This window comes from Rhodococcus sp. ENV425 (assembly GCF_002887785.1).
Taxonomy (GTDB): Bacteria; Actinomycetota; Actinomycetes; order Mycobacteriales; family Mycobacteriaceae; genus Rhodococcus; species Rhodococcus aetherivorans.
Map to the genome: position 1 here is coordinate 14,005 of NZ_PCZU01000311.1, position 19,851 is coordinate 33,855.

At 71.5% G+C, this 19,851-nt stretch carries 22 protein-coding genes, 1 tRNA gene and 1 pseudogene; 14 read left to right on the plus strand and 10 right to left on the minus strand.

The window, feature by feature from the left end:
- The 3 genes and pseudogenes from CQZ88_RS32465 to CQZ88_RS29220 form a co-directional block, all read right to left on the minus strand.
- Positions 1–126 (minus strand): annotated as a pseudogene (locus tag CQZ88_RS32465) (flagellar biosynthesis protein FlgA); the annotation flags it as partial.
- 97 nt (positions 127–223) lie between these two features.
- The gene (locus CQZ88_RS29215) at positions 224–523 is read right to left on the minus strand and encodes an FmdB family zinc ribbon protein (RefSeq protein ID WP_006944967.1); all 300 of its coding nucleotides are present in this window, start codon (positions 521–523) and stop codon (positions 224–226) included.
- 69 nt (positions 524–592) lie between these two features.
- Positions 593–1,198 carry a 5-formyltetrahydrofolate cyclo-ligase gene (locus CQZ88_RS29220; protein WP_006944966.1) on the minus strand — a complete coding sequence of 202 codons (606 nt, stop codon included), beginning with the start codon at positions 1,196–1,198 and terminating at the stop codon, positions 593–595.
- 62 nt (positions 1,199–1,260) lie between these two features.
- On the opposite strand from CQZ88_RS29220, the gene CQZ88_RS29225 reads away from it, so the two are divergent.
- From CQZ88_RS29225 to glpR, 4 genes are all read left to right on the plus strand, one after another.
- Positions 1,261–2,172 carry a UTP--glucose-1-phosphate uridylyltransferase gene (locus CQZ88_RS29225; RefSeq protein ID WP_006944965.1) on the plus strand — a complete coding sequence of 304 codons (912 nt, stop codon included), beginning with the start codon at positions 1,261–1,263 and terminating at the stop codon, positions 2,170–2,172.
- Positions 2,173–2,204: 32 nt separating this feature from the next.
- Entirely contained in the window at positions 2,205–3,464 is a 1,260-nt protein-coding gene (gene glp / locus CQZ88_RS29230; protein WP_102800652.1) for a gephyrin-like molybdotransferase Glp, read from the plus strand.
- Positions 3,464–4,099, plus strand: a complete 636-nt coding sequence (locus tag CQZ88_RS29235; protein WP_029542046.1) for a GNAT family N-acetyltransferase — start codon at positions 3,464–3,466, stop codon at positions 4,097–4,099. Before glp ends, CQZ88_RS29235 begins: the two co-directional genes overlap by 1 nt.
- A gap of 225 nt (positions 4,100–4,324) precedes the next feature.
- Positions 4,325–5,185, plus strand: coding sequence for a gephyrin-like molybdotransferase receptor GlpR (glpR, locus tag CQZ88_RS29240; protein ID WP_065922889.1), 861 nt, complete (start codon positions 4,325–4,327; stop codon positions 5,183–5,185).
- An 84-nt stretch (positions 5,186–5,269) separates the two neighbouring features.
- Here glpR and CQZ88_RS29245 read toward each other — a convergent pair whose 3' ends face one another.
- Positions 5,270–6,061, minus strand: coding sequence for a methyltransferase domain-containing protein (locus CQZ88_RS29245; protein WP_006944958.1), 792 nt, complete (start codon positions 6,059–6,061; stop codon positions 5,270–5,272).
- Entirely contained in the window at positions 6,058–7,707 is a 1,650-nt protein-coding gene (locus tag CQZ88_RS32335; RefSeq protein ID WP_276207666.1) for a LuxR family transcriptional regulator, read from the minus strand. The genes CQZ88_RS29245 and CQZ88_RS32335 overlap by 4 nt, the downstream gene beginning before the upstream one ends.
- Before the next feature lie 99 nt (positions 7,708–7,806).
- Here CQZ88_RS32335 and CQZ88_RS29255 point away from each other — a divergent pair.
- The 3 genes from CQZ88_RS29255 (at position 7,807) to CQZ88_RS29260 (ending at position 9,173) form a co-directional block, all read left to right on the plus strand.
- Positions 7,807–7,882, plus strand: a tRNA-Ala gene (locus CQZ88_RS29255).
- A gap of 110 nt (positions 7,883–7,992) precedes the next feature.
- Entirely contained in the window at positions 7,993–8,136 is a 144-nt protein-coding gene (locus CQZ88_RS30140; RefSeq protein ID WP_006944955.1) for a hypothetical protein, read from the plus strand.
- 176 nt (positions 8,137–8,312) lie between these two features.
- Positions 8,313–9,173, plus strand: a complete 861-nt coding sequence (locus CQZ88_RS29260) for an SDR family oxidoreductase (RefSeq protein WP_006944952.1) — start codon at positions 8,313–8,315, stop codon at positions 9,171–9,173.
- Positions 9,174–9,176: 3 nt separating this feature from the next.
- On the opposite strand, the gene CQZ88_RS29265 is transcribed toward CQZ88_RS29260, so the two are convergent.
- Both CQZ88_RS29265 and CQZ88_RS29270 read right to left on the minus strand, forming a co-directional pair.
- Positions 9,177–9,839 (minus strand): ABC transporter ATP-binding protein, encoded by a 663-nt coding sequence (locus CQZ88_RS29265; protein WP_006944950.1) that lies wholly within the window; start codon positions 9,837–9,839, stop codon positions 9,177–9,179.
- 95 nt (positions 9,840–9,934) lie between these two features.
- Positions 9,935–11,005, minus strand: coding sequence for an FtsX-like permease family protein (locus CQZ88_RS29270; RefSeq protein ID WP_102800660.1), 1,071 nt, complete (start codon positions 11,003–11,005; stop codon positions 9,935–9,937).
- A 112-nt stretch (positions 11,006–11,117) separates the two neighbouring features.
- On the opposite strand from CQZ88_RS29270, the gene CQZ88_RS29275 reads away from it, so the two are divergent.
- Together CQZ88_RS29275 and CQZ88_RS29280 are read left to right on the plus strand one after the other, a co-directional pair.
- Positions 11,118–12,299, plus strand: a complete 1,182-nt coding sequence (locus CQZ88_RS29275; RefSeq protein ID WP_065922887.1) for a sensor histidine kinase — start codon at positions 11,118–11,120, stop codon at positions 12,297–12,299.
- Complete coding sequence (locus CQZ88_RS29280; RefSeq protein WP_006944945.1) at positions 12,296–12,913, plus strand: response regulator transcription factor; 618 nt, start codon at positions 12,296–12,298, stop codon at positions 12,911–12,913. The genes CQZ88_RS29275 and CQZ88_RS29280 overlap by 4 nt, the downstream gene beginning before the upstream one ends.
- A gap of 4 nt (positions 12,914–12,917) precedes the next feature.
- Here CQZ88_RS29280 and CQZ88_RS29285 read toward each other — a convergent pair whose 3' ends face one another.
- Positions 12,918–13,385, minus strand: a complete 468-nt coding sequence (locus CQZ88_RS29285; protein WP_006944943.1) for an FABP family protein — start codon at positions 13,383–13,385, stop codon at positions 12,918–12,920.
- A 116-nt stretch (positions 13,386–13,501) separates the two neighbouring features.
- On the opposite strand from CQZ88_RS29285, the gene arcA reads away from it, so the two are divergent.
- Positions 13,502–14,707, plus strand: coding sequence for an arginine deiminase (arcA, locus tag CQZ88_RS29290; protein ID WP_006944942.1), 1,206 nt, complete (start codon positions 13,502–13,504; stop codon positions 14,705–14,707).
- Between the two features lie 33 nt (positions 14,708–14,740).
- Here arcA and arsC read toward each other — a convergent pair whose 3' ends face one another.
- Positions 14,741–15,088, minus strand: a complete 348-nt coding sequence (gene arsC / locus CQZ88_RS29295) for an arsenate reductase (glutaredoxin) (RefSeq protein WP_065922886.1) — start codon at positions 15,086–15,088, stop codon at positions 14,741–14,743.
- 94 nt (positions 15,089–15,182) lie between these two features.
- Between arsC and mscL the strand changes: the two genes are divergently transcribed.
- From mscL to CQZ88_RS29315, 4 genes are all read left to right on the plus strand, one after another.
- Positions 15,183–15,608, plus strand: a complete 426-nt coding sequence (gene mscL / locus CQZ88_RS29300; RefSeq protein WP_029542060.1) for a large conductance mechanosensitive channel protein MscL — start codon at positions 15,183–15,185, stop codon at positions 15,606–15,608.
- A gap of 82 nt (positions 15,609–15,690) precedes the next feature.
- A complete protein-coding gene (locus tag CQZ88_RS29305) occupies positions 15,691–16,053 on the plus strand; it encodes a GntR family transcriptional regulator (RefSeq protein ID WP_006944937.1) in 363 nt (120 codons plus the stop codon).
- 65 nt (positions 16,054–16,118) lie between these two features.
- Complete coding sequence (locus CQZ88_RS29310; RefSeq protein ID WP_102800661.1) at positions 16,119–17,771, plus strand: BCCT family transporter; 1,653 nt, start codon at positions 16,119–16,121, stop codon at positions 17,769–17,771.
- The gene (locus CQZ88_RS29315) at positions 17,764–18,324 is read left to right on the plus strand and encodes a cyclopropane-fatty-acyl-phospholipid synthase family protein (RefSeq protein ID WP_231771894.1); all 561 of its coding nucleotides are present in this window, start codon (positions 17,764–17,766) and stop codon (positions 18,322–18,324) included. The genes CQZ88_RS29310 and CQZ88_RS29315 overlap by 8 nt, the downstream gene beginning before the upstream one ends.
- On the opposite strand, the gene CQZ88_RS29320 is transcribed toward CQZ88_RS29315, so the two are convergent.
- Positions 18,275–19,783 carry a dolichyl-phosphate-mannose--protein mannosyltransferase gene (locus tag CQZ88_RS29320; protein WP_180987105.1) on the minus strand — a complete coding sequence of 503 codons (1,509 nt, stop codon included), beginning with the start codon at positions 19,781–19,783 and terminating at the stop codon, positions 18,275–18,277. The genes CQZ88_RS29315 and CQZ88_RS29320 overlap by 50 nt on opposite strands.
- Positions 19,784–19,851 lie beyond the last annotated feature (68 nt).

Consider the following 19,851-nt stretch of genomic DNA (forward strand, 5'->3'; position numbering starts at 1 on the left):
CGCGATCGCGCGGCGGACGGCGACGGTGCGCGCCCAGCCCGGCCGTATCAGGGCCGTGAGGCGGTCTGGCAGGGTGGGATCGAGCGGATTCCGCAGGGGCGGGAACGAGAACGGACCGGCGGGCATGGTCCGAACCCTACGAGTTCGGCCGTGCCCGCCGGCCCGGTGAAGTGCCGGTCACGGGCGGACTGTGGATGAACCGTCCGCCTGTGGATGAACTGTGTCAGCTCGCGGCTGCGGCCGGTGCCGACGAGGTGCTCGACGACGAGGAGTCCGACGACGAGGTGCTCGACGAACTGCCGGACGACGAGTCGGACTTGGCCGGCTCGCTGGCGGTGCTGCCTCCGCCGCGGGAGTCGGTGCGGTAGAAGCCGCTGCCCTTGAAGACGATGCCGACCGAATTGAACAGCTTGCGCAGCTTGCCCGAGCACTCGTTGCATTCCGTCAGGGCGTCGTCGGTGAACGACTGCACGATGTCGAATCGGTTGTCGCAGGACGTACAGGCATAGGAGTAAGTGGGCACCGGTGGATCCTCCGCGAATTGGTTGGCGACCGCAGCATTAGCACTCTACAGCCGACAGTGCCAACGTGGCTACCTGGGTGCTCTATTCCCGGTGTCGCGCGACCCGTTCAGCGGCACCAGGCCGCGGCCGGGGGTCAGGGCCCAGCCCATCCGGATGTCGTGGGGATCCTCCGGCAGCTCCGGCACGAGTTCGTCGTCCCGGACCACCGCGACCAGGACGGCGTCGGCGGCGGCGAGGTGCAGGGTCCGGTCGTAGAAGCCGGCCCCGCGACCGAGCCGCACGCCGCGCTCGTCCACTGCGAGCGCCGGCACCACCACGGTGTGCGCCCGCCGCACCTCCTCCGGGCCCAGCGCCGGCCCGGTGGGTTCGAGCAGGCCGTACCCGGCGGGGGCGAGGGCGCCGGGGCCGGTGTACTGCGCCCAGTCCAGGGTGCTGTCCGGGCGGGTGAGCGGGAGCAGCACCCGGTTTCCGGCCTCGCGCAGGGCGTCGAGCAGGGACAACGCCCCGGGTTCCGAACCGACCGGCACGTACGCGCAGACCGTCGCCCGGGCGGGGGCCAGCGACCGTGCCGCCGCGGCGAGGGCGTCGTCCTCGCCGCGGCGCTCCCCGTCGCTGCGGGCCCGTCGCGCAGCAACGATTCGGGCCCGCCATTCCGACTTGGAGAGTGCGCTCATATCCGCCACCTTAGGATCTGACGTATCTACCGGGTGGTAGCCGAAAGTTAGGGTGGGTGTTTATGACGAACAGAGCGACCGGTGAAGCCGGCCACTTCCGGACGGCGGTGGTTCCCGCGGCCGGTCTCGGTACGCGCTTTCTGCCCGCGACCAAGACCGTGCCGAAGGAACTTCTTCCGGTGGTGGACACGCCCGGAATCGAGCTCGTGGCGGGGGAGGCCGCGGACTCGGGTGCCGAGCGCCTGGTGATCGTGACGGCTCCGGGTAAGGACGGCGTCGTCGCGCATTTCGTCGAGGACCTGGTCCTCGAGTCGAAGCTGAAGGAGAGCGGCAAGTACCACCTGCTCGAGAAGGTCCGCAAGGCGCCGGGCCTGCTCGAGGTGGAGTCGGTGGTGCAGGAGAAGCCGCTCGGGCTCGGGCACGCCGTCGCGTGTGCCGAGGTCGCCCTCGATCCGGACGAGGACTCCATCGCGGTGCTGCTCCCGGACGACCTCGTGCTGCCGCGCGGCGTCCTCGAGACCATGCAGCGGGTGCGTGCCAAGCGCGGCGGCACGGTGCTGTGCGCGATCGACGTGCCCAAGGACCAGGTGAGCGCCTACGGCGTCTTCGACGTCGAGGAGGTGCCCGACGCCGTCAACCCGGACGTGCTGAAGGTCGTCGGCATGGTCGAGAAGCCGGCGCCCGAGGATGCGCCGTCCACCTTCGCCGCTGCCGGCCGCTATCTGCTCGATCGAGCGATCTTCGACGCGCTGCGCCGGATCACCCCCGGTGCGGGCGGCGAACTGCAGCTCACCGATGCGATCGCCCTGCTCATCGAGGAGGGTCACCCCGTGCACGTGGTGGTGCATCGCGGCACTCGACACGACCTCGGAAATCCCGGCGGCTATCTGCGCGCTGCGGTTGACTCTGCGTTGAACAGCGAGGAGTACGGCCCCTCCCTGCGGGAGTGGCTGGTCGAGCGCCTGAAGCACTGACGGCGCGACAGGTCGGGAGGACGAGAAGCGGTATGCGGTCGGTCGAGGATCAACAGGCCAGGGTCACGGCGGCGGCGGTGGCGCCACGGCCGGTCCGGGTCGCCATCTCCGAGGCCCAGGGGCTGCTCTGCGCGGAGGAAGTGGTCACCGAGCGGCCACTGCCCGGCTTCGACCAGGCCGCGATCGACGGTTACGCGGTCCGCAGCGTCGATGTCCAGGGGGCGGGCACCGACCGGACCGGCGAGGACGGCGAGCCGATCGAGCTGACCCTGCCCGTGGTGGGGGAGGTCTCGGCCGGCTCGCGTCAACCGATCCGGCTGCAGCCACGGCAGGCCGTGCGGGTGGACACCGGGGCGCCGCTGCCGACCCTCGCCGACGCCGTCCTCCCGCTCGCCCGCACCGACGGTGGCCGCGCGCGCATCAAGGTCCTGCGTCCCGTCCGGACCGGCGACTACGTGCGTCGCGCCGGCGACGACGTCCAGCCCGGTGACGTCGCGGTCCGGGCCGGCACCATCATCGGGGCCGCCCAGGTCGGGCTGCTCGCGGCGGTCGGCCGCGACAAGGTGCTGGTCCATCCGCGTCCCCGGCTCTCGGTGATCTCCATCGGCGGCGAACTCGTGGACGTGGACCGCACTCCGGGCCCCGGCCAGGTGTACGACGTCAACTCGTACGCGCTCGCGGCGGCCGCCCGCGACGCCGGCGCGGACGTCAACCGCGTGGGGATCGCCAGCACCGACCCGAAGCGCCTGCGGGAGGTCGTCGAGGGCCAGCTGATCCGCTCCGAGATCGTCGTCGTCGCGGGAGCCGTCGGTGGCGGCGCGCTCGAGGACGTGCGCGAGGCGTTGTCGGACCTCGGCAAGCTCGAAGTGGAGCGGGTGGCGATGCACCCCGGTTCGGTGCAGGGGTTCGGCCAGCTCGGCCGCGACGAGGTGCCCACCTTCCTGCTGCCGGGCAACCCGGTCAGCGCGCTGGTCGTGTTCGAGGTGATGGTGCGGCCGCTGATCCGTATCGCGCTCGGCCGCCGGCAGCCGATGCGCCGCGTCGTCACCGCCCGCACCGTCACGCCGATCACCTCGATCCCGGACCGCAAGGGATTCCTGCGGGGGCAGCTGATGCGCGACGAGGCGACCGGCGAGTACATGGTCCAGGCGCTCGGTGGGGCGGCGGGCGCGTCGTCGCACCTGCTGGCGACCCTGGCCGAGGCGAACTGCCTGGTGCTGATCGAGCCGGAGGTGACCGAGGTGCGCACCGGGGATCCGGTGGACGTCGCCTTCCTCGGACAGCGCGGCTGATGACCCGTCATCCGGGATGGCCGGCGGAGCTGGGCCCGCTGCGGGTGGCCGGCGGCCTGGTCACGGTGCGGCCGATCCGGCTGCGGGACGCGGCGGCGTGGAGCCGGTTGCGGATCCGGGACCGGGCGCATCTCGAGCCGTGGGAACCCACCGGCGACGTGCCGTGGGAGATGCGCCATCACATCACCGTGTGGCCGGGGCTGTACCGCAGCCTGCGGGCGGAGGCCCGCCGGGGCCACATGCTGCCGATGGCGATCGAGCTCGACGGCGAGTTCTGCGGGCAGATCACCGTGGGCAACGTGGTGCGCGGCGCGCTGCGGTCGGCGTGGATCGGGTATTGGGTGGCCAAGCATGTCAACGGCCTGGGCGTGGCGACAGCGGCGGTGGCGCTGGGGCTCGACCACTGCTTCGGGCCGGCCGGACTGCACCGGGTGGAGGCCACGGTGCGGCCGGAGAACGTTGCGAGCCGCGCGGTCCTGCGCAACGTCGGCTTCCGGGAGGAGGGCCTGCTGCGGCGCTACCTCGACGTCGACGGGCGGTTCCGCGACCATCTGCTGGTCGCGATGACGGTCGAGGAGGTCCCCGGAAGCGTGTCCGATGTGCTGATCCGGGGCGGCCGGGCCACCTGGGCCTGATCTTGTAACGCAGATTACGTGCATCGCTGCGTAGTAATACCCACACGGTCCTATATCTCTGTGACTAGAGTGAAGAGAGTGTCACATGATTCGCGTGACTCGTGTGACAGCTGTAGTCATCTGAGTCGGCGTTTCTGTCCGGGTGACGGCTTCGGGGCCGCTAACCTGACGGGGTCAGTGGCGTCGACGGACTGGTAGGCGACAACTGGGAGGAGGGCCGCCGAAATGCCGAACTCGCTCCTGTGGATCGGGCTGGTTGCCGTGTGGTTGTTCGTTCTGGTGCCCATGCTGGTCACGAAGCGCCCCCGTATTCGCCAGACGACCGACGCCGCACTCGCAACCCGGGTCCTGCACCGAGGTGACGACGAGCCACTCGCCCCGCGCGGGCCGGCCGCCGGTCATCGCACCGACCCCCACTGGCGTCCGAGTCGGGATTCCGCCCGTCCCACAGCCGGCGACGACTCCGGTCGCGCCCGCACGGTGGACGACCGCAGACACCGCCACCCAGCGGAGGACCGCATGGACACACAGCTCGACACCGACCACGACACCGACATCGACTTCGACTTCGAGGAGCGTCCCGACCGGGCTCCCGCCCGGGAGTTCGTGCCCCAGCGCCGCGGACGCGGCGGATTCGACCCGCAGGCCGACGCCATGGCCAGGGCCGCGCGCTACGAGTTCCGGCAGCGCACCGTGCTCGGCCTGCTGTTCGCCGCGATCATCACCGCCGCCCTCGCCCTCATCGTCTCGTCGGCCCTGTGGTGGCTGTGCACGGTGGCGACGGCTGCCCTCGCCGGCTACCTGATCTACCTCCGTCGCCAGGTGCGTGTCGAGCAGGAGATCCGCCGCCGTCGCATGGCGCGCCTGAACCGTTCGCGGCTCGGCGTCGAGTCACACAGTGACGACGAGCTGCGGCTGGTCCCGGCCCGGCTGCGACGCCCCGGCGCGGTGGTGCTCGAGGTGGACGACGAGGACCCGGTGTTCGAGCACCTGGACCACTACACGGACGACGAGCCCGCCCACGAGACGTACGAACCCCGTTACGACGCCGACGACTACCCGGTGCGTCGGGCCTCCGGGGAGTAGTCACCGATCCGTTCGGGCCGAGCGAATGTATCGTTCATCTCCTCAGCGGTAGCGGGCGATACATTCGCTCGGAGCGGGGCGTATTCAGCGCGCGGTGACGATGTGTGCCACGAGAGGCGCCGACACCGAGCCGTCCGGGTCGGTGAACCGGGCCAGCACCGTTCGGGCCTCCGAGGTGATCGCCTCGTACGTTCCGGCGTCGAGCCGTTCGATCAACGGGCTGCCCTCGACCTCGGTCGCCACCATCGCATCCACGGACGGGAACCGCGCGCTTCCGGTGTGCGTGGTGAACCGATCGACGGTGAGTCCGGCGTCGCGGAACCATCCCCGTAGTTCGTCGCGGTCCCCGCAACTCCAGTAGGTGCCCAGGAGGGATGCCGCGGGCGGGCCGGCGTGCCGCACCGCGACGTCGACGAAGTCTCGGTATGCCGGCTGCTCGTCCAACGCGGCCGGCACACACACGGCGACCATCTCCGTCGCCACGCGGCGCATCTCGCGCAGTGCCCGTGCACGATCGGGAAAGAACATCAGCGCCATCTGGCACAGCGCCGCATCGAACGAACCGTCCGCGAACGGCAGCGCGCCGGCGTCACCCCGGTGCCATTCGAGGTCGGGACGCAACCGACGTGCCACCGCCAGCATGGCCTCACTGGCATCGACACCGACCACCCGTCCCGACGGGCCTACCCGGTCGGCGGCTACGCGCGCGACGATCCCGGTTCCGCATGCCACGTCCAGCACCCGCGTGCCCGTCGTGATCGCAGCCTGGTCCAGCAGCCGTGGCGCCCACTGCGCGAAGATCGCGGGTACGAAGCGTGACTCGTACACCTCCGCGGCCGCCGGTGAAATCCCGAAGTTCTCGCTTGTGTTCGTCATACACCGAGGATGGCGCCGCGCCCGGGTGCCGCGCATCGGGCAGGTGACCCATCTTCCGGGTGGGCGGCGGCATACGCGGCGGCCTCCGAGCGGTTCCGCACGCCGAGCTTGCGGAGGATGTGGCTCACGTGGTGCGCCACCGTCTTGCGGGAGACGAACAGCCGGCCGGCGATCTCCGGATTCGTCAAACCCCTCGCGAGCAGGTCCAGTACTTCGCGTTCGCGGGCGGTGAGGTCGCTGTCGAGATCCGGGCCGGCGCGAGTGGTGGCGCCGATGCCGGGGCCGCGCACCCCGAGACGCCGCAACACGGCCGCGGAACGGTCCGCGGCGGCGACGGCTCCGAGTTCCCGGAAGATCGTCACCGCCGTTCGCCCGCGTGCGGTCGCGAGGACAGGATCGTCGTTCATCGCCGACTCGGCCAATTCGAGCAGGCATCGGGCCTCCTCGAACGGCGCCGAGCGGTCCGCCCAGCGAGCGGCGGCCGTCTCGAAGGCATCGACGGCGGCCGCCACGCAGCCCTGCGCCGCGGCAGTCAGCGCCGACGCCTCCACCGCCTCGGGACCGTCGGGATCGAGCGCCGCCGCGGTGGTCGTCGCCGCGTTCAGGTCGCCCGTGGCCGCCTGGGCCCGGGCACACAGCAGGGATGTGGTGCCGTGACGTTCGAGCAGCCGCCGGGCGGTTGCGGGATCGCCGTCGGCGAGGGCGACCTCGGCGCGGGCGGTGTCCAATTCCGTGGTCGGGCGGCGGGATCGGTCCAGCATCGCCCGGGCCTCGTCGAGCCGCCCCTGCCGGACCCGGAGCGTGGCGAGGGCCGCGACGGCGCGCGCGTGGACGGCGGGGCAGACCTTCTCGTCGAGCGTGAGAACCGCCGTCAGGAGCCGGTCCGCCTCCGCCCAACGGCCCGCGGTGAGCAGCAATGCCCCGTAGAGGGTGCGGCACTCGACGTACAGGAAGGGACACCCCCAGCGGGAGGTGAAGTCCTCGGCGACGCGGCACCACTCGTCGGCGCGACGGGTGTCGCCGGCGAGCGCACACGCGCCCAGCATGTCGCAGCAGACGAACACGACGGTGTCGAATCGGCGGTCCGCATCGCCCAGAGCGGCCGCCGCGGCCTCGTCCAGCAGCGCGAATCCGGGTTCCAGGTCGCCCCGGGCGACAGCCACGTGACCGGACTGGGCGAGTGCCACCAGTTCGAGATCCCGGTCGCCGCATCGGTGTGCGGCGTCCAGGGCGCGCGCCGCCCACGGTCCGGCCGCTGCGGCGTCCGGGAGCAGGCGGTGGGCGTGTGCCACCCACACCAGGGCGTGCAACGCGCCCGGTGCGCCCTCGGGCAGCAGTCGCTGCGCCCGGCGGACCCAACCGTGGGCCACCGACCGATTGCCGAAATCGGACGTGTAGCTGATGCTCAGCCACGCCGCGCAGCGAACCGCACTCTCTCGGTCGCCGCTCCGGAGAGCCGTCGTGTAGGCCCTGCGATAGGCGGCGACGCTGTCGTCGAGGCGCCCGAGCCACCACGACGCCTCGCCGACGCCGAGCCACGCCGCCGGATCGTCGGTCGCGGCCGCCACCGACGTCAGGTCGGCCAGCGCGGCGGCCCACCGACCCTCCCGCAGGGCCTGGTCCCCGCGGAGGCGCACTGCATCCACATGTCGATTGTCCGCCGCCGTGACCTGTGCCGATACCGCAATTTCGTCTCCGGCTCGCACGTTTGCTACAGTTTGCGAGCGGTTCCGAACGGAACCTGCGGGGCTGTGGCGCAGTTGGTAGCGCGCTTCGTTCGCATCGAAGAGGTCAGGGGTTCGATTCCCCTCAGCTCCACCACCGAAGGGCGTCTCCCGGACAGGGAGGCGCCCTTCGTCGTCGATGCCGTGCCGCCGATTGCCGGCCGAACCGGCCCGCGGTCGGGGAGACTGTGTGACATGGAACACAGAATGAGTGACGACGAACTGCGGCGCGCTATTCGAGTGCTCCGCGAACGTGCCGACAGCGCCCGCAGCGAAGGGCGCGAGGCCGACGCCGACGGCATCGAGGAGACGATCCGCAAGTACCAGGAGGAGATGGCCCAGCGCCTCTGAGCCGTCCGCGCGCATCGGTGCCGCCCGCGCGCATTCGTCGCGCACACGCACTGTCGAGCGCGCGGCCGGCGGTCCCATACGCCCTCAGCCCCTCTCTCTCACCGCGGCGCCCGCGCGGCGCCGCGGCGGATCGCGCCGCGCTAAGGTGACCCGCACACGACGAATCGGGGGCGGAGATGGCGATCAAGGACCTGCGGGGCCGGAAGTTCCTCGTGACCGGGGCGGCCAGCGGCATCGGCCGGGCGCTGGCCCTGGCCGCCGCCGCGGAGGGTGCCGAACTGGTGCTCACCGACCTCGCCGCCGACGGTCTCGACGACACGGTGCGGACGGTGCGCGAAGGGGGTGGGTCGGTGCTGCACGCCGCCGCCCTCGACATCTCCGACTACGACGCGGTCACCGCCTTCGCCGCCGACGTCCACGACCGCGCCGGCGCCCTCGACGTGGTCGCCAACGTCGCCGGAACGTCGGTGTGGGGCACGGTCGACGCCCTCGAGCACCGCCACTGGAAGCAGATGGTCGATGTCAACCTGATGGGCCCGATCCACGTCATCGAGAACTTCGTGCCCCCCATGATCGAGGCCGGCCGCGGCGGGCACCTCGTCAACGTCTCCTCCGCGGCGGGCCTGCTGGCCCTGCCGTGGCACGCGGCGTACAGCGCGAGCAAGTTCGGCCTGCGCGGAGTCTCCGAGGTGCTGCGCTTCGACCTGCACCGGCACCGCATCGGGGTCTCGCTCGTCGTGCCCGGCGCTGTGCGTACCCCGCTGGTGAACTCGGTGCAGATCGTCGGCGTGGACCGCGACCATCCGGCTGCCCGAAAGCTCACCTCGCGGTTCGAGCGGCACGCCGCGTCGCCGGAGAAGGTCGCCGGGTGCATCCTCGCCGGGATCCGGAAGAACCGTTTCCTGGTGTACACGTCGTTCGACGTGCGCTTCGGTTACTGGTGGGCCCGCAAGTTCGCGCCTCCGTACAACGTGGTGATGCAGCTCGCCAACAACTACTTCTCCCGCACGCTCGAGGCGGTGCGTACCCGCCGGTGACGCTCAGGCGGGCGTCTTGTCGAGGGCGAACTCGCGCAGCCGTGTTCCCGCCCGCAGCGCCTCCCGATCGTGCGTGACCATCACGACGGCGACGTCGCGTTCGCGTGCCATCCGTTCGAGCAGCTCGACGATCTCCCGGCTGCGCTCGGCGTCCAGCGCCGAAGTCGGCTCGTCGACCAGCAGCACCGCCGGATCGTTGACCAGGCTCCGGGCGATCGCGACCCGCTGCCGCTGCCCGCCGGAGAGCTGGTGCGGGCGGCGGTCGGCCTGCTGCGTCAGGCCCACCGCGGCGAGCAGGTCGCGGGCGCGGGCCCGGTCGAGCCGGCGCCCGCTCAGGTGCGCGATCAGCGAGAGCTGTTCGGTGGCGGTCAGCGAGGGAAGCAGATTCGCCTGCTGGAACACGAAGCCGATCCGTTCGCGCCGCAGCCGCGTGCGGGCCGCCGCGTCGAGGCCCGTGGTGTCCACGCCGTCGAGGACGACCCGCCCGGAGTCGGGCACGGTGAGCAGCCCCGCGACGGCCAGCAGGCTCGACTTGCCGGATCCGGACGGACCGGTGACGGCGACCGTCTCGCCGGGCTCGGCGTGGAAGTCCAGGCCGTCGAGGACGCGCAGCGTGGCGTCGCCGTCGGGATAGGTGAGGACGATGTCGGTGAGCCGCACGCTCATGGTGGTGCCTTTCTCGAACGGGTCGGTGTCTTTCGAACAGCGTCGGTGTCTCGAACAGCGTCGGTGTCTCGAACAGCGTTGGTGTCTCGAACAGCTCAGTGGGCCGCGGCGAGCGCGGTGAGCGGGTCGACGGAGCCGATGCGTGCGACGGCCGCCGCGGCCCCGAGGAGGCCGACCCCGACCAGCGCGACGAACGGCAGCACGGTCGTGGCCGCGCTCAGCGTGAACGGCACGACGGTGGCTGCGGCCGCTCCCGCGGCTGTCGCGGCGACGGTGCCCAGGCCGGTGCCGAGCACGAGCACCACCGCGGCCTGTCCGAGGGCGTCGCGCAGCAGGTAGGAGGTGGAGGCGCCGACCGCGCGCAGCACCGCGATGTCCCGGCTGCGCTGGACCGTCCACACCGTGAAGAACGCACCCACGACGAGGGCGCCGACGACGAGCAGCATGCCCTGCATCAGCAGCAGCGACCCGCGTTCGGAGGTGTACGAGCCGACGGTGTTCAGGGTCGCGGACGTGTCGAGGACGCTCGTGCCGGTCGCGGCCGCGGCCGCCGCCCAGTCGAACCCGGGACCGGTCCGCAGCGCGATCACCGTCCCGTCGGCGCCGGCCGTCGCGGGGAGTTCGCGCCAGGTCCCGAGGTCGAGCCACACCACGGGCTGATGGCTGTAGTAGGAGTCCTCGACGAGAGCGGTGAGGGTGACCTCCCGCCCGCCGACGGTCAGGACGGTGCCCGGCGTCCAGCCGTTGTCGGTGGCGAGTTGCGCGTCGACCGCCGCCGTCGCCGGGCGCAGGGCCGCCGGTGCCGCGAAGGAACCGGGAGCGACCCCGAACAGTGCCGCCATCACCTCGCGCCCGCCCGCACCGACGCGTCCGGGGGCAACGCCGAGCACGGCGGTGTCGGTCACGCCGGGTTGCGCGGCGAGGGCGGTGCGCTGCGCGTCCGTGACGGTGGACTCCCCGAACGACAGGTCGGACGGATCGGTGTCACCGCCGTCGAGGGCGAAGTGATCGGCACCGATGCCGCGGATCGCGGCGATCGACTGGTTGCCCAGGCCCGCGGTGAGGCCGGAGAGCATGACGACGAGAAACGAGACCAGGACGAGCACCGCCGACATGACGGCGAAGCGCCCCGTGGCGAAGCGCAGATCGCGCAGTGCGAGGAACATGAGTTCCACGGTGCCCGGTGCGGCGATGCCGACGCATCGCTCGGTGGATGGGTTCCCGGATCAATCGAAAGTGGGAGGCGGCGGCGTGCGCGGCGGTGTTAGCGTCGGTGAAATGCAGACCGCCCGACAGCACCGCCCCGAGGGGACGGTCCCGGTGCTGCGTGCGATGCAGCTGGGCCAGCACGCGCTGTTCGTACTGCTGCTGCTCGTCGGGGTGCTGCGCGGCGGCGGCACCCCGGGGGTGCTGGTCCTCGCGGGCGCCGAATTCGCCTGGTACATCTCGGGGCTGTGGTTCGCCCGGCGCGGGTCCCGCGGCGGGATCTGGCTGGCGGTGCTGCTGGCCGGCTGGCTGGCGCTGGTGGTGCTCGCACCGGATTTCGTGTGGCTCGCCTTCGCGCTGTTCTTCCTGTGCTTCCACCTGCTGCCCACGATCGCCGCGTTCGCCGCGACGGCGGCTCTGACGGCGGTCGCGATCGCCGCGAGCCTGGGCCACGGCACGGCCAACGCCACGGCCGCCGTCGTCGGCCCGTTGTTCGGGGCGCTCGTCGCGTCCGGCACGGCCCTGATCTACCGGCAGCTCGTGCGCGACGCCGAGCAGCGCGACGCGCTGCTCGCCGAGCTCACCGAGGCACACCGCGAACTGCTCGACGCCCAGGACGAGCTGGTGCGGTTGCAGCGGGAGACCGGTGCCACCGCCGAGCGGGCCCGGCTGGCCCGCGACATCCACGACACCCTCGCCCAGGGCTTCTCGTCGATCCTGCTGCTCGCCCGCGCCGGGCTGCGGGCCGGCGACGACACCGTGGCGCTGCTCGGCCGGATCGAGGAGACGGCACGGCGCAATCTCGTCGAGGCCCGCCGGGTCGTCGACAAGCTGCGACCGTCCGATCTCGACGATGCGCCGCTCGCGGCGGCCCTCGGCCGCATCCTGGACCGGTTGCGTGCCGACACCGGCATCGACGCGGCACTGCGCGTGGACGGCGAACCGTTGCCGCTGCCCACGGGATTCGACGTCGCGCTGCTGCGGGTGGCGCAGAGCGCGCTGGCGAACGTCCGGCTGCACGCCCACGCGCGCCGCGTGCGGGTCACCCTCGCCTACACCCCGGACGAGGTCCGGCTCGACGTGGTCGACGACGGCGTCGGCTTCGACGTCCGCGACGCGGGCTCGGGCGGTGGGTTCGGGCTCACCGCCATGCGGGAGCGGCTCGCCGAGCTGGGCGGCACGGTGTTCCTCGAGTCGGCGCCGGGCGACGGAACCGCCGTGGCGGCAACGCTTCCCGTGCGGGTGCTGCCGTGATCCGGATACTGCTCGTCGACGACCATCCCGTCGTGCGGGCGGGGCTGCGCGCCCTCCTCGCGTCGGAGCCCGGGCTCGAGGTGGTGGCCGAGGCTGCGTCCGGTCGGGAGGCCGTCGCGCAGAACGCGGCGCACCGCCCGGACGTGGTGCTGATGGACCTGCGGCTCGGGCCCGGGATGGACGGGGCGCAGGCGACGGCCGAACTGGCTTCCGCGCCGGATCCGCCGAAGGTGCTGGTGCTGACCACCTACGACACCGACTCCGACATCCTGCGCGCGGTCGAGGCGGGGGCGGCCGGGTATCTGCTCAAGGACGCCGACCCGGCCGTGCTCGTCGACGCGGTGGCCCGGGCCGCCCGGGGCGAAACCGTGCTGGATCCCGGTGTGGCGCAACGGCTCTACCGCAGCATGCAGACGCCGCGGGTGGAGCTGAGCGCCCGCGAGATCGAGGTGCTCGGCGCGGTGGCGCGGGGGCTCTCCAACCGGGCCGTCGCCAAGGAACTGTTCGTGAGCGAGGCCACCGTCAAGTCCCATCTGGTGCATGCCTTCTCGAAGCTGGGCGTGGATTCGCGCACCGCGGCGGTCGCGGCGGCGCGCGAGCGCGGCCTGCTGTGAACGGTTATCCGGCGCGTCGCAGCCGGGCGTGCAGGTGGTGGGTGAGCGGGGTCTGGGCGTGCGCCATCCACAGGTCGTAGGACAGTTCGTCGCCGTCGAGGACGAACCGCCGCCGCAGCTCGTGCACCGGCTTCGCGTGGGGAGAGCGCTCGAGGTGCACGGTGGTGAAGTCGAGGACGCCGTGGGTGAGCCGCGACCGCTGGATCTCCACGAACCCGGTCGGCTGGGAGACGAGCAGCTCCACCTCGTGATCGGCGAGACGGAGGTATCCGTTCTCGGTGTGCATCGGCTGACCGGTGCCCGGGTTCTTCGTGCGGCTGACGTACATCAGGAACGGCTTGCCCGGGGTGGGGGTGAACTCGATGGTCTCGTTGTAGGTGAAGTCCTCGATGGTGGGGTAGTGGCCTTCGCCGCCGCCCACCCAGCGGCCGGCGAAGGCGGCGAGATCACCGAGCGGGCCGGTGTCGGTCATGTGGGTCTCCTCGGTCGTCGGGCACCGTCGATCCTGCCATCGCCGGGCGGGCGCCCGGCCGGCTTCGCGGAGTTTCGGCGCGCCGCGCGGTGGCCCACGGCATTACGGTCTTATTCATGAACGCTCAGCTGGGTGTGGATTCCGAGGTGGGGTCGCTGCGGGCGGTGCTGATGCACCGGCCGGGCGCGGAGCTCGAACGCCTGACTCCCCGCAACAACGACCAGCTGCTGTTCGACGCGCTGCCGTGGGTGGCGCGGGCGCAGGAGGAACACGACGCGTTCGTCGACCTGCTGCGCGGGCGGGGGGTGGAGGTGCTGCTCCTGTCCGACCTGCTCACCGAGACCCTCGAGGTCAGCGGGGCCGCCCGCGTCCAGGGGGTGTCGTCCGCGGTGGATCCGCGCCGGCTCGGGCACGGGCTGGCGCAGGAACTCGCCGCGCACCTGCGCGCGATGTCCGCCGCGGATCTCACCCGCGTCCTCGTCGCGGGCATGACGTTCGACGAACTGCCCGTCGCGGGCCTCGGAGCCGCGCCGTCGCTGGTGCGGTTGATGCATCACGGAGCCGACTTCGTGATCGAGCCGCTGCCGAACCTGCTGTTCACCCGCGACTCGTCGTTCTGGATCGGCCCGCGGGTCGCGATCCCCACCCTGGCACTGCCGGCCCGGCGCCGGGAGGCCTCGATCACCGACCTGATCTACGCGTTCCACCCGCGGTTCCTGGGGGTGCGCCGCGCCTACGAATCGCACACGGCGCCGGTCGAGGGCGGCGACGTGCTGCTGCTCGGCCCGGGAGTCGTGGCCGTGGGCGTGGGGGAGCGCACGACACCGGCGGGTGCGGAAGCGTTGGCGCGCAGCGTCTTCGAGGACGGTCTCGCGCACACCGTGCTGGCGGTGCCGATCGCGCAGCAGCGGGCCTCGATGCATCTGGACACCGTGTGCACCATGGTGGACGTCGACGCCGTGGTGATGTACCCCGCGGTGCGGGAAACGTTGCAGGCCTTCACTCTGCGCCGGGAGAACGGCGACGTCCGGATCGGCGGGCCGCGCGGGTTCCTCGAGGCGGCCGCCGACGCGATGGGCATCGAGAAGCTCCGCGTCATCGACACCGGCCTCGATCCGGTCGTCGCCGAGCGTGAACAGTGGGACGACGGCAACAACACCCTCGCCCTCGCGCCCGGCGTGGTGGTCGCCTACGAACGCAACATCGAGACCAACACCCGCCTCGAGGACGCGGGCATCGAGGTGCTGCGGATCGCCGGGTCCGAACTGGGCTCCGGACGCGGCGGGCCGCGCTGCATGTCCTGCCCGCTCGCCCGCGGCTGACCGGCGCGTCCGGCGCGGGCGAGCGGCCGGACCCTAGAGGATCTCGCGCACCTTCTCCACCGGGCGGGCGAGCACGGTGCCCTTGTCGGTGACCACGATCGGCCGCTCGATGAGGATCGGGTGCTTCACCATCGCGTCGAGCAGCTCGTCCTCGGAGGCGTCCGCCAGGTTCAGCTCCGCGAACAGTGACTCCTTCCGCCGGATCGCCTGGCTCGGCACGAGTCCGGCGTCGTCGAGCAGCTTGCGCAGCCCGTCGCGCGACGGCGGGGTCTCGAGGTACTTGACGACGGTCGGCTCGAGGCCCGCCTCCTGCAGCACCTTCAGGGTGTTGCGGGACGTGCTGCACCGGGGGTTGTGGTAGATCGTCGCGGTCGTTGCCATGGCCACATTCTGCCGTGCCGCACCCGCTCCGGTTGAGTGCGGCGCGGCCGGTCTCTACCATCGTCCGGCGTCGGTGAAGGACAGGAGAGGTGTCGTGCTGAAGGGATTCCGGGATTTTCTGCTGCGCGGGAACGTGGTCGAGCTCGCCGTCGCGGTGGTCGTCGGGGCCGCGTTCACGGCCATCGTCACCGCCTTCACCAACCACATCGTCAACCCGCTCGTGGCCTCGGTGGGCGGCGCGAACGAGTACGGCTGGGGATTCCAGATCACCTCGAGCCCGGAGACGTTCGTCAACATCGGTGCCGTGGTGTCGGCGGTGATCAACTTCCTGTTGATCGCCGCGGTCGTCTACTTCGTGCTGATCCTGCCGGTGAACACCGCCAAGGCCCGGTTCGCCCCCAAGGAGGAGGGCGACAAGCCGCTGAGCGAGACCGACCTGCTGATCCAGATCCGCGACCTGCTTGAGACCGGCAGCTACACCCGGGCCGCGGACGCCGACGAGGACAGGGCGCGGGTCTGAGGCGGCCCCCGCGGCGCAGTCGGGGACGGTCGGCCCGCACTGTTAGCCTCGACGCACCACCTGCCCACCTGAGGACGCCCCGATGCTCGACATCGTCATCGACCCCGACTCGCCGGTCCCGCCGTACGAGCAGCTGCGCCAGCGGATCGTCACGATGGTGCGGCGCGACGAGCTGATCGCCGGCACCAAGCTTCCCACCGTCCGCGGGCTGGCCGAACACCTCGGCATCGCCCCGAACACCGTGGCCAAGACCTACCGGGAGCTCGAGCATCTCGGCATCATCGAGACTCGGGGCCGGGCGGGCACGTTCGTCGCCGAGTCCGGTGACCCCACCCGCACGCTCGCCCAGCGCGCCGCCACCGGCTACGTCCGCGAACTGCGCACCCTCGGCATGTCCGACGACGAGGTGCTCGAATTCGTCGTCGCGGCGCTGCGGGGCGCGTGACTCGTCCGACTTCCCCCGGAGCGGTGACGGTTGCGCTCCGCAGGGAAGTGGACGAGGTTTACATCATGGGCCTTTCGGACGAACCGACGGATCCGCACGACGCTCAGCGTGGCCGGCTCGTTTCGGTTCGCCCGGGAGGGCTGCGCCGACGGACCGCACCGGTGATCGATCCGGCCGTGTTCGTCCCGACGGCCCTGATCGTGGTGTCGATCGTCGTCTGGGGGCTGCTCGCACCGGACAATTTCGCCGCCGTGACGGGGGCGGTACTGGACTGGCTGGTGGTCAACCTGGGGTGGCTGTTCGTGCTCACCGCGTCGGGTTTCGTGGTCTTCTCGATCTGGCTGGCCCTGAGCCGGTTCGGACGGATCCCGCTCGGCAAGGACGACGAGGTGCCGGAGTTCCGCACCGTCAGCTGGATTGCGATGATGTTCAGCGCCGGTATGGGCATCGGCCTGATGTTCTTCGGTGTCGCCGAGCCCCTGGCCCATTTCGTGACCCCGCCGCCGGGCACAGCCGGGGGCGTGGGACCGGCGATGGCGACGACGATGTTCCACTGGAGCCTGCACCCGTGGTCGATCTATGCCGTGGTGGGTCTGGCCATCGCCTACGGCACCTACCGCAAGGGGCGTAAGCAGCTGATCAGTTCCGCCTTCCTGCCGCTGCTCGGCCGCCGCGCCGAGGGACCCGCCGGGAAGGTCATCGACATCCTCGCCCTGTTCGCCACGCTGTTCGGCACTGCTGCCTCGCTCGGCCTCGGGGCCCTGCAGATCGGGTCCGGCTTCGCGGTGACCGGTTGGCTCGAGGAGACGGGGGTGCTGCTGCTCGTGGCGATCATCGCGCTGCTCACAGCAGCCTTCGTCGCCTCCGCGGTGTCCGGTGTGGCTCGTGGCATCCAGTGGCTGTCCAACATCAACATGGTGCTCGCGCTCGCGCTCGCCGCGTTCGTCTTCGTGGTCGGTCCCACCGTGCTGATCCTGAATCTCGTACCCACCACTCTCGGCGCCTATGCCGCCGATCTGGCCCGCATGTCCGCTCGTACCGCGGCGTCGAGCCCCGAGGTCGCCGAGTGGCTCTCCGCATGGACCGTCTTCTACTGGGCATGGTGGATCTCGTGGACGCCGTTCGTCGGGATGTTCCTGGCCCGCATCAGCCGTGGCCGCACGGTCCGCCAGTTCGTCGTAGGGGTCATCGTCGTTCCCAGCACGGTGAGCCTGGTGTGGTTCGCGGTGTTCGGTGGTGCGGCCATCGGCGAGCAGCGCGACGGCCTCGGCCTGGCCGACGTCGGCACGACCGAGGCGCAGTTGTTCGGCATGCTCGAGAATCTGCCGCTGTTCACGATCTCGGCCGCTGTCGTGATGGTGCTCGTGGCCATCTTCTTCGTCTCGGGGGCCGACGCCGCATCGATCGTGATGGGCACCCTGTCCCAGCGCGGCACACTCTCCCCGCACCGTCGGGTCGTGGTGTTCTGGGGCGTGCTCACCGGCGGCGTCGCCGCCCTGCTCCTGTGGACGGGCGGTGCCGATGCCCTCACCGCCTTGCAGACCATGACGATCATCGCGGCGGCGCCGTTCGTGCTCGTCATGGTGGGTCTGTGCGTGTCCTTGTACCGGGACCTGTCGCGGGATCCACTGGTGTCCCCACGCGGTCGGCGGTTGCTGCGCCGCGCCGAGTACCGGTCCCCGGCGCGGCGCGGAGAAGAACGGACGTCGAATGAGTAGTGCCGTGCCGGCGCGGATCGCGTTCGCGGTCGAGGCCATGGACCCGCAGCCGGGCAGCGACGTGCTCGAGATCGGCTGCGGTGGGGGTGTCGCCGTCGCGCTCGTGTGCGAGCGGCTGCGCCGCCGCGGCCGGGTCGTCGGGGTGGACCGCTCGGCCACGCAGATCGATCGGGCTCGTCGCCGCAACCGGGACGGAGTCGACGCCGGGCTCGCCGAACTGCGCGTCGGCGAATTCCCCGGCGTCGACCTGCCGGGATCGTTCGACCTGGTCTTCGCCGTCAACGTCCCCGGTTTCCGCAGCGAGGACCCGGCCGCGCCGACGGCCGTCGCATCGCTGCTGCGACCCGCCGGCGAGTTGTGGGTGTTCGACGAACCGCCGCCCGGCCTCGCCCTCGGACCGGTGTCCATGCGGATCAGCGCGCTGCTCTCGCGCTGCGGCTACGCGATCGTCGACATCGTCGAGCGCGAGCGGACCGTCGGCGTGCGGGCCGCGCCGCCGGACGTCACCGCCAGCTCGGCAGCCACAACTGCTGCTGCCACGTCTCCACGGTGATCGGCGCTGCGGTGAGGATCGGCCACAGCCACACGAAGTTCGCCACCACCAGGCCGACGTAGAGGCACACGACCAGCAGGCCGGTCGAGCGTCGCTCGGCCGAGGCCCGCGGCGAGCCGAGGACGTCGCCGAGCACCAGCGCCAGCCCCATGACCAGGAAGGGCGCGAGCGGGACCGCGTAGAAGTAGTACATCTGCCGGTCGAGCGTCGCGAACCACGGCAGCAACGTCGCCGTGTAACCGGTGAGCACCGCGGCCCACCGCCAGTCCCGCCGCACCAGCAGCTGCCACCCACCCCACGCGAGCATCGGCAGCGCCAGCCACCACATCGCCGGGGTGCCCACCAGCATGACCGCCTTGACGCACTGCTCGCCGCCGCACCCACGGATCTGCTCGCCGTCGGCGAAGTAGTACAGCATCGGGCGCAGCCCCATCGGCCACGTCCACGGCTTGGACTCCCAGGGATGCAGGTTGCCGGCCGAGTTCGTCAGCCCCGAGTGGAACTCGAGCACGGAGGCGCTGTAATACCACAGCGACCGCAGGGCGTCCGGCACGAATGCGAACGCCCCGTCCGTGCCGATCTGACGACCCACCGCGTGCCGGTACACCCCGGTCTCGCCGGCGAACCACGCCCAGAACGTCGCCAGGTACACCCCGAGCGGCACCACCACCAGCGCGTACAGCGCCGGACCGACGTCGCGCAGCCCGGTGCCGAGCCACGGCCGTTGCACGTCGTAGGCCCGGCGGGCGGCGACGTCGAACGCCACCGACATCAGCCCGAAGAAGGCGATCAGATACAGCCCCGACCACTTGGTGCCCACCGCCAGACCCAGCAGTACACCGGCCCCGAACCGCCACCACCGCACGCCCAGCCGGGGACCCCACACCGTGTCGGCGATGCGTCCCTCGGCGTGCACGCGCGCCATGCGTTCCCGCATCTCGTCCCGGTCGACGATCAGGCACCCGAACGCGGCGACCGCGAACAGCGCCAGGAAGATGTCCAGCATCCCGAGGCGCGACGAGACGAACGTGACGCCGTCGGCGATCAGCAGGATCCCCGCCAGGCCGCCGAGCAGGGTCGAGCGGGTCAGCCGCCGCACAATCCGCACCACCAGCAGGACCAGCAGCGTCCCGGCGACGGCGGCGGAGAACCGCCACCCCCACCCGTTGTAACCGAACAGCGCCTCGCCGAGCGCGATGAGCTGCTTGCCCACGGGCGGGTGCACGACGAGGCCGTATCCGGGGTTGTCCTCGATCCCGCCGCCGGTGAGTACCTGCCAGCCCTGCGGGGCGTAGTGCTTCTCGTCGAACACCGGCGTCTTCGCGTCGGTGGGGTAGTGCAGCATCGTGAACCGGGTGATCGCCGCGATCGCGGTGACGAACAGCGTCACCACCCAGCCCCGGCCGCGGTCGACCGGACCGAAATCCGGTGCGGGCACCGTCGGGCCCGGGCTGTTCATCCGGCGGCGGTCCGATGCCACGGCAGGGCGCTCGTCCGTCACGGTCACGCCCCGATCGTAGGCTGAGA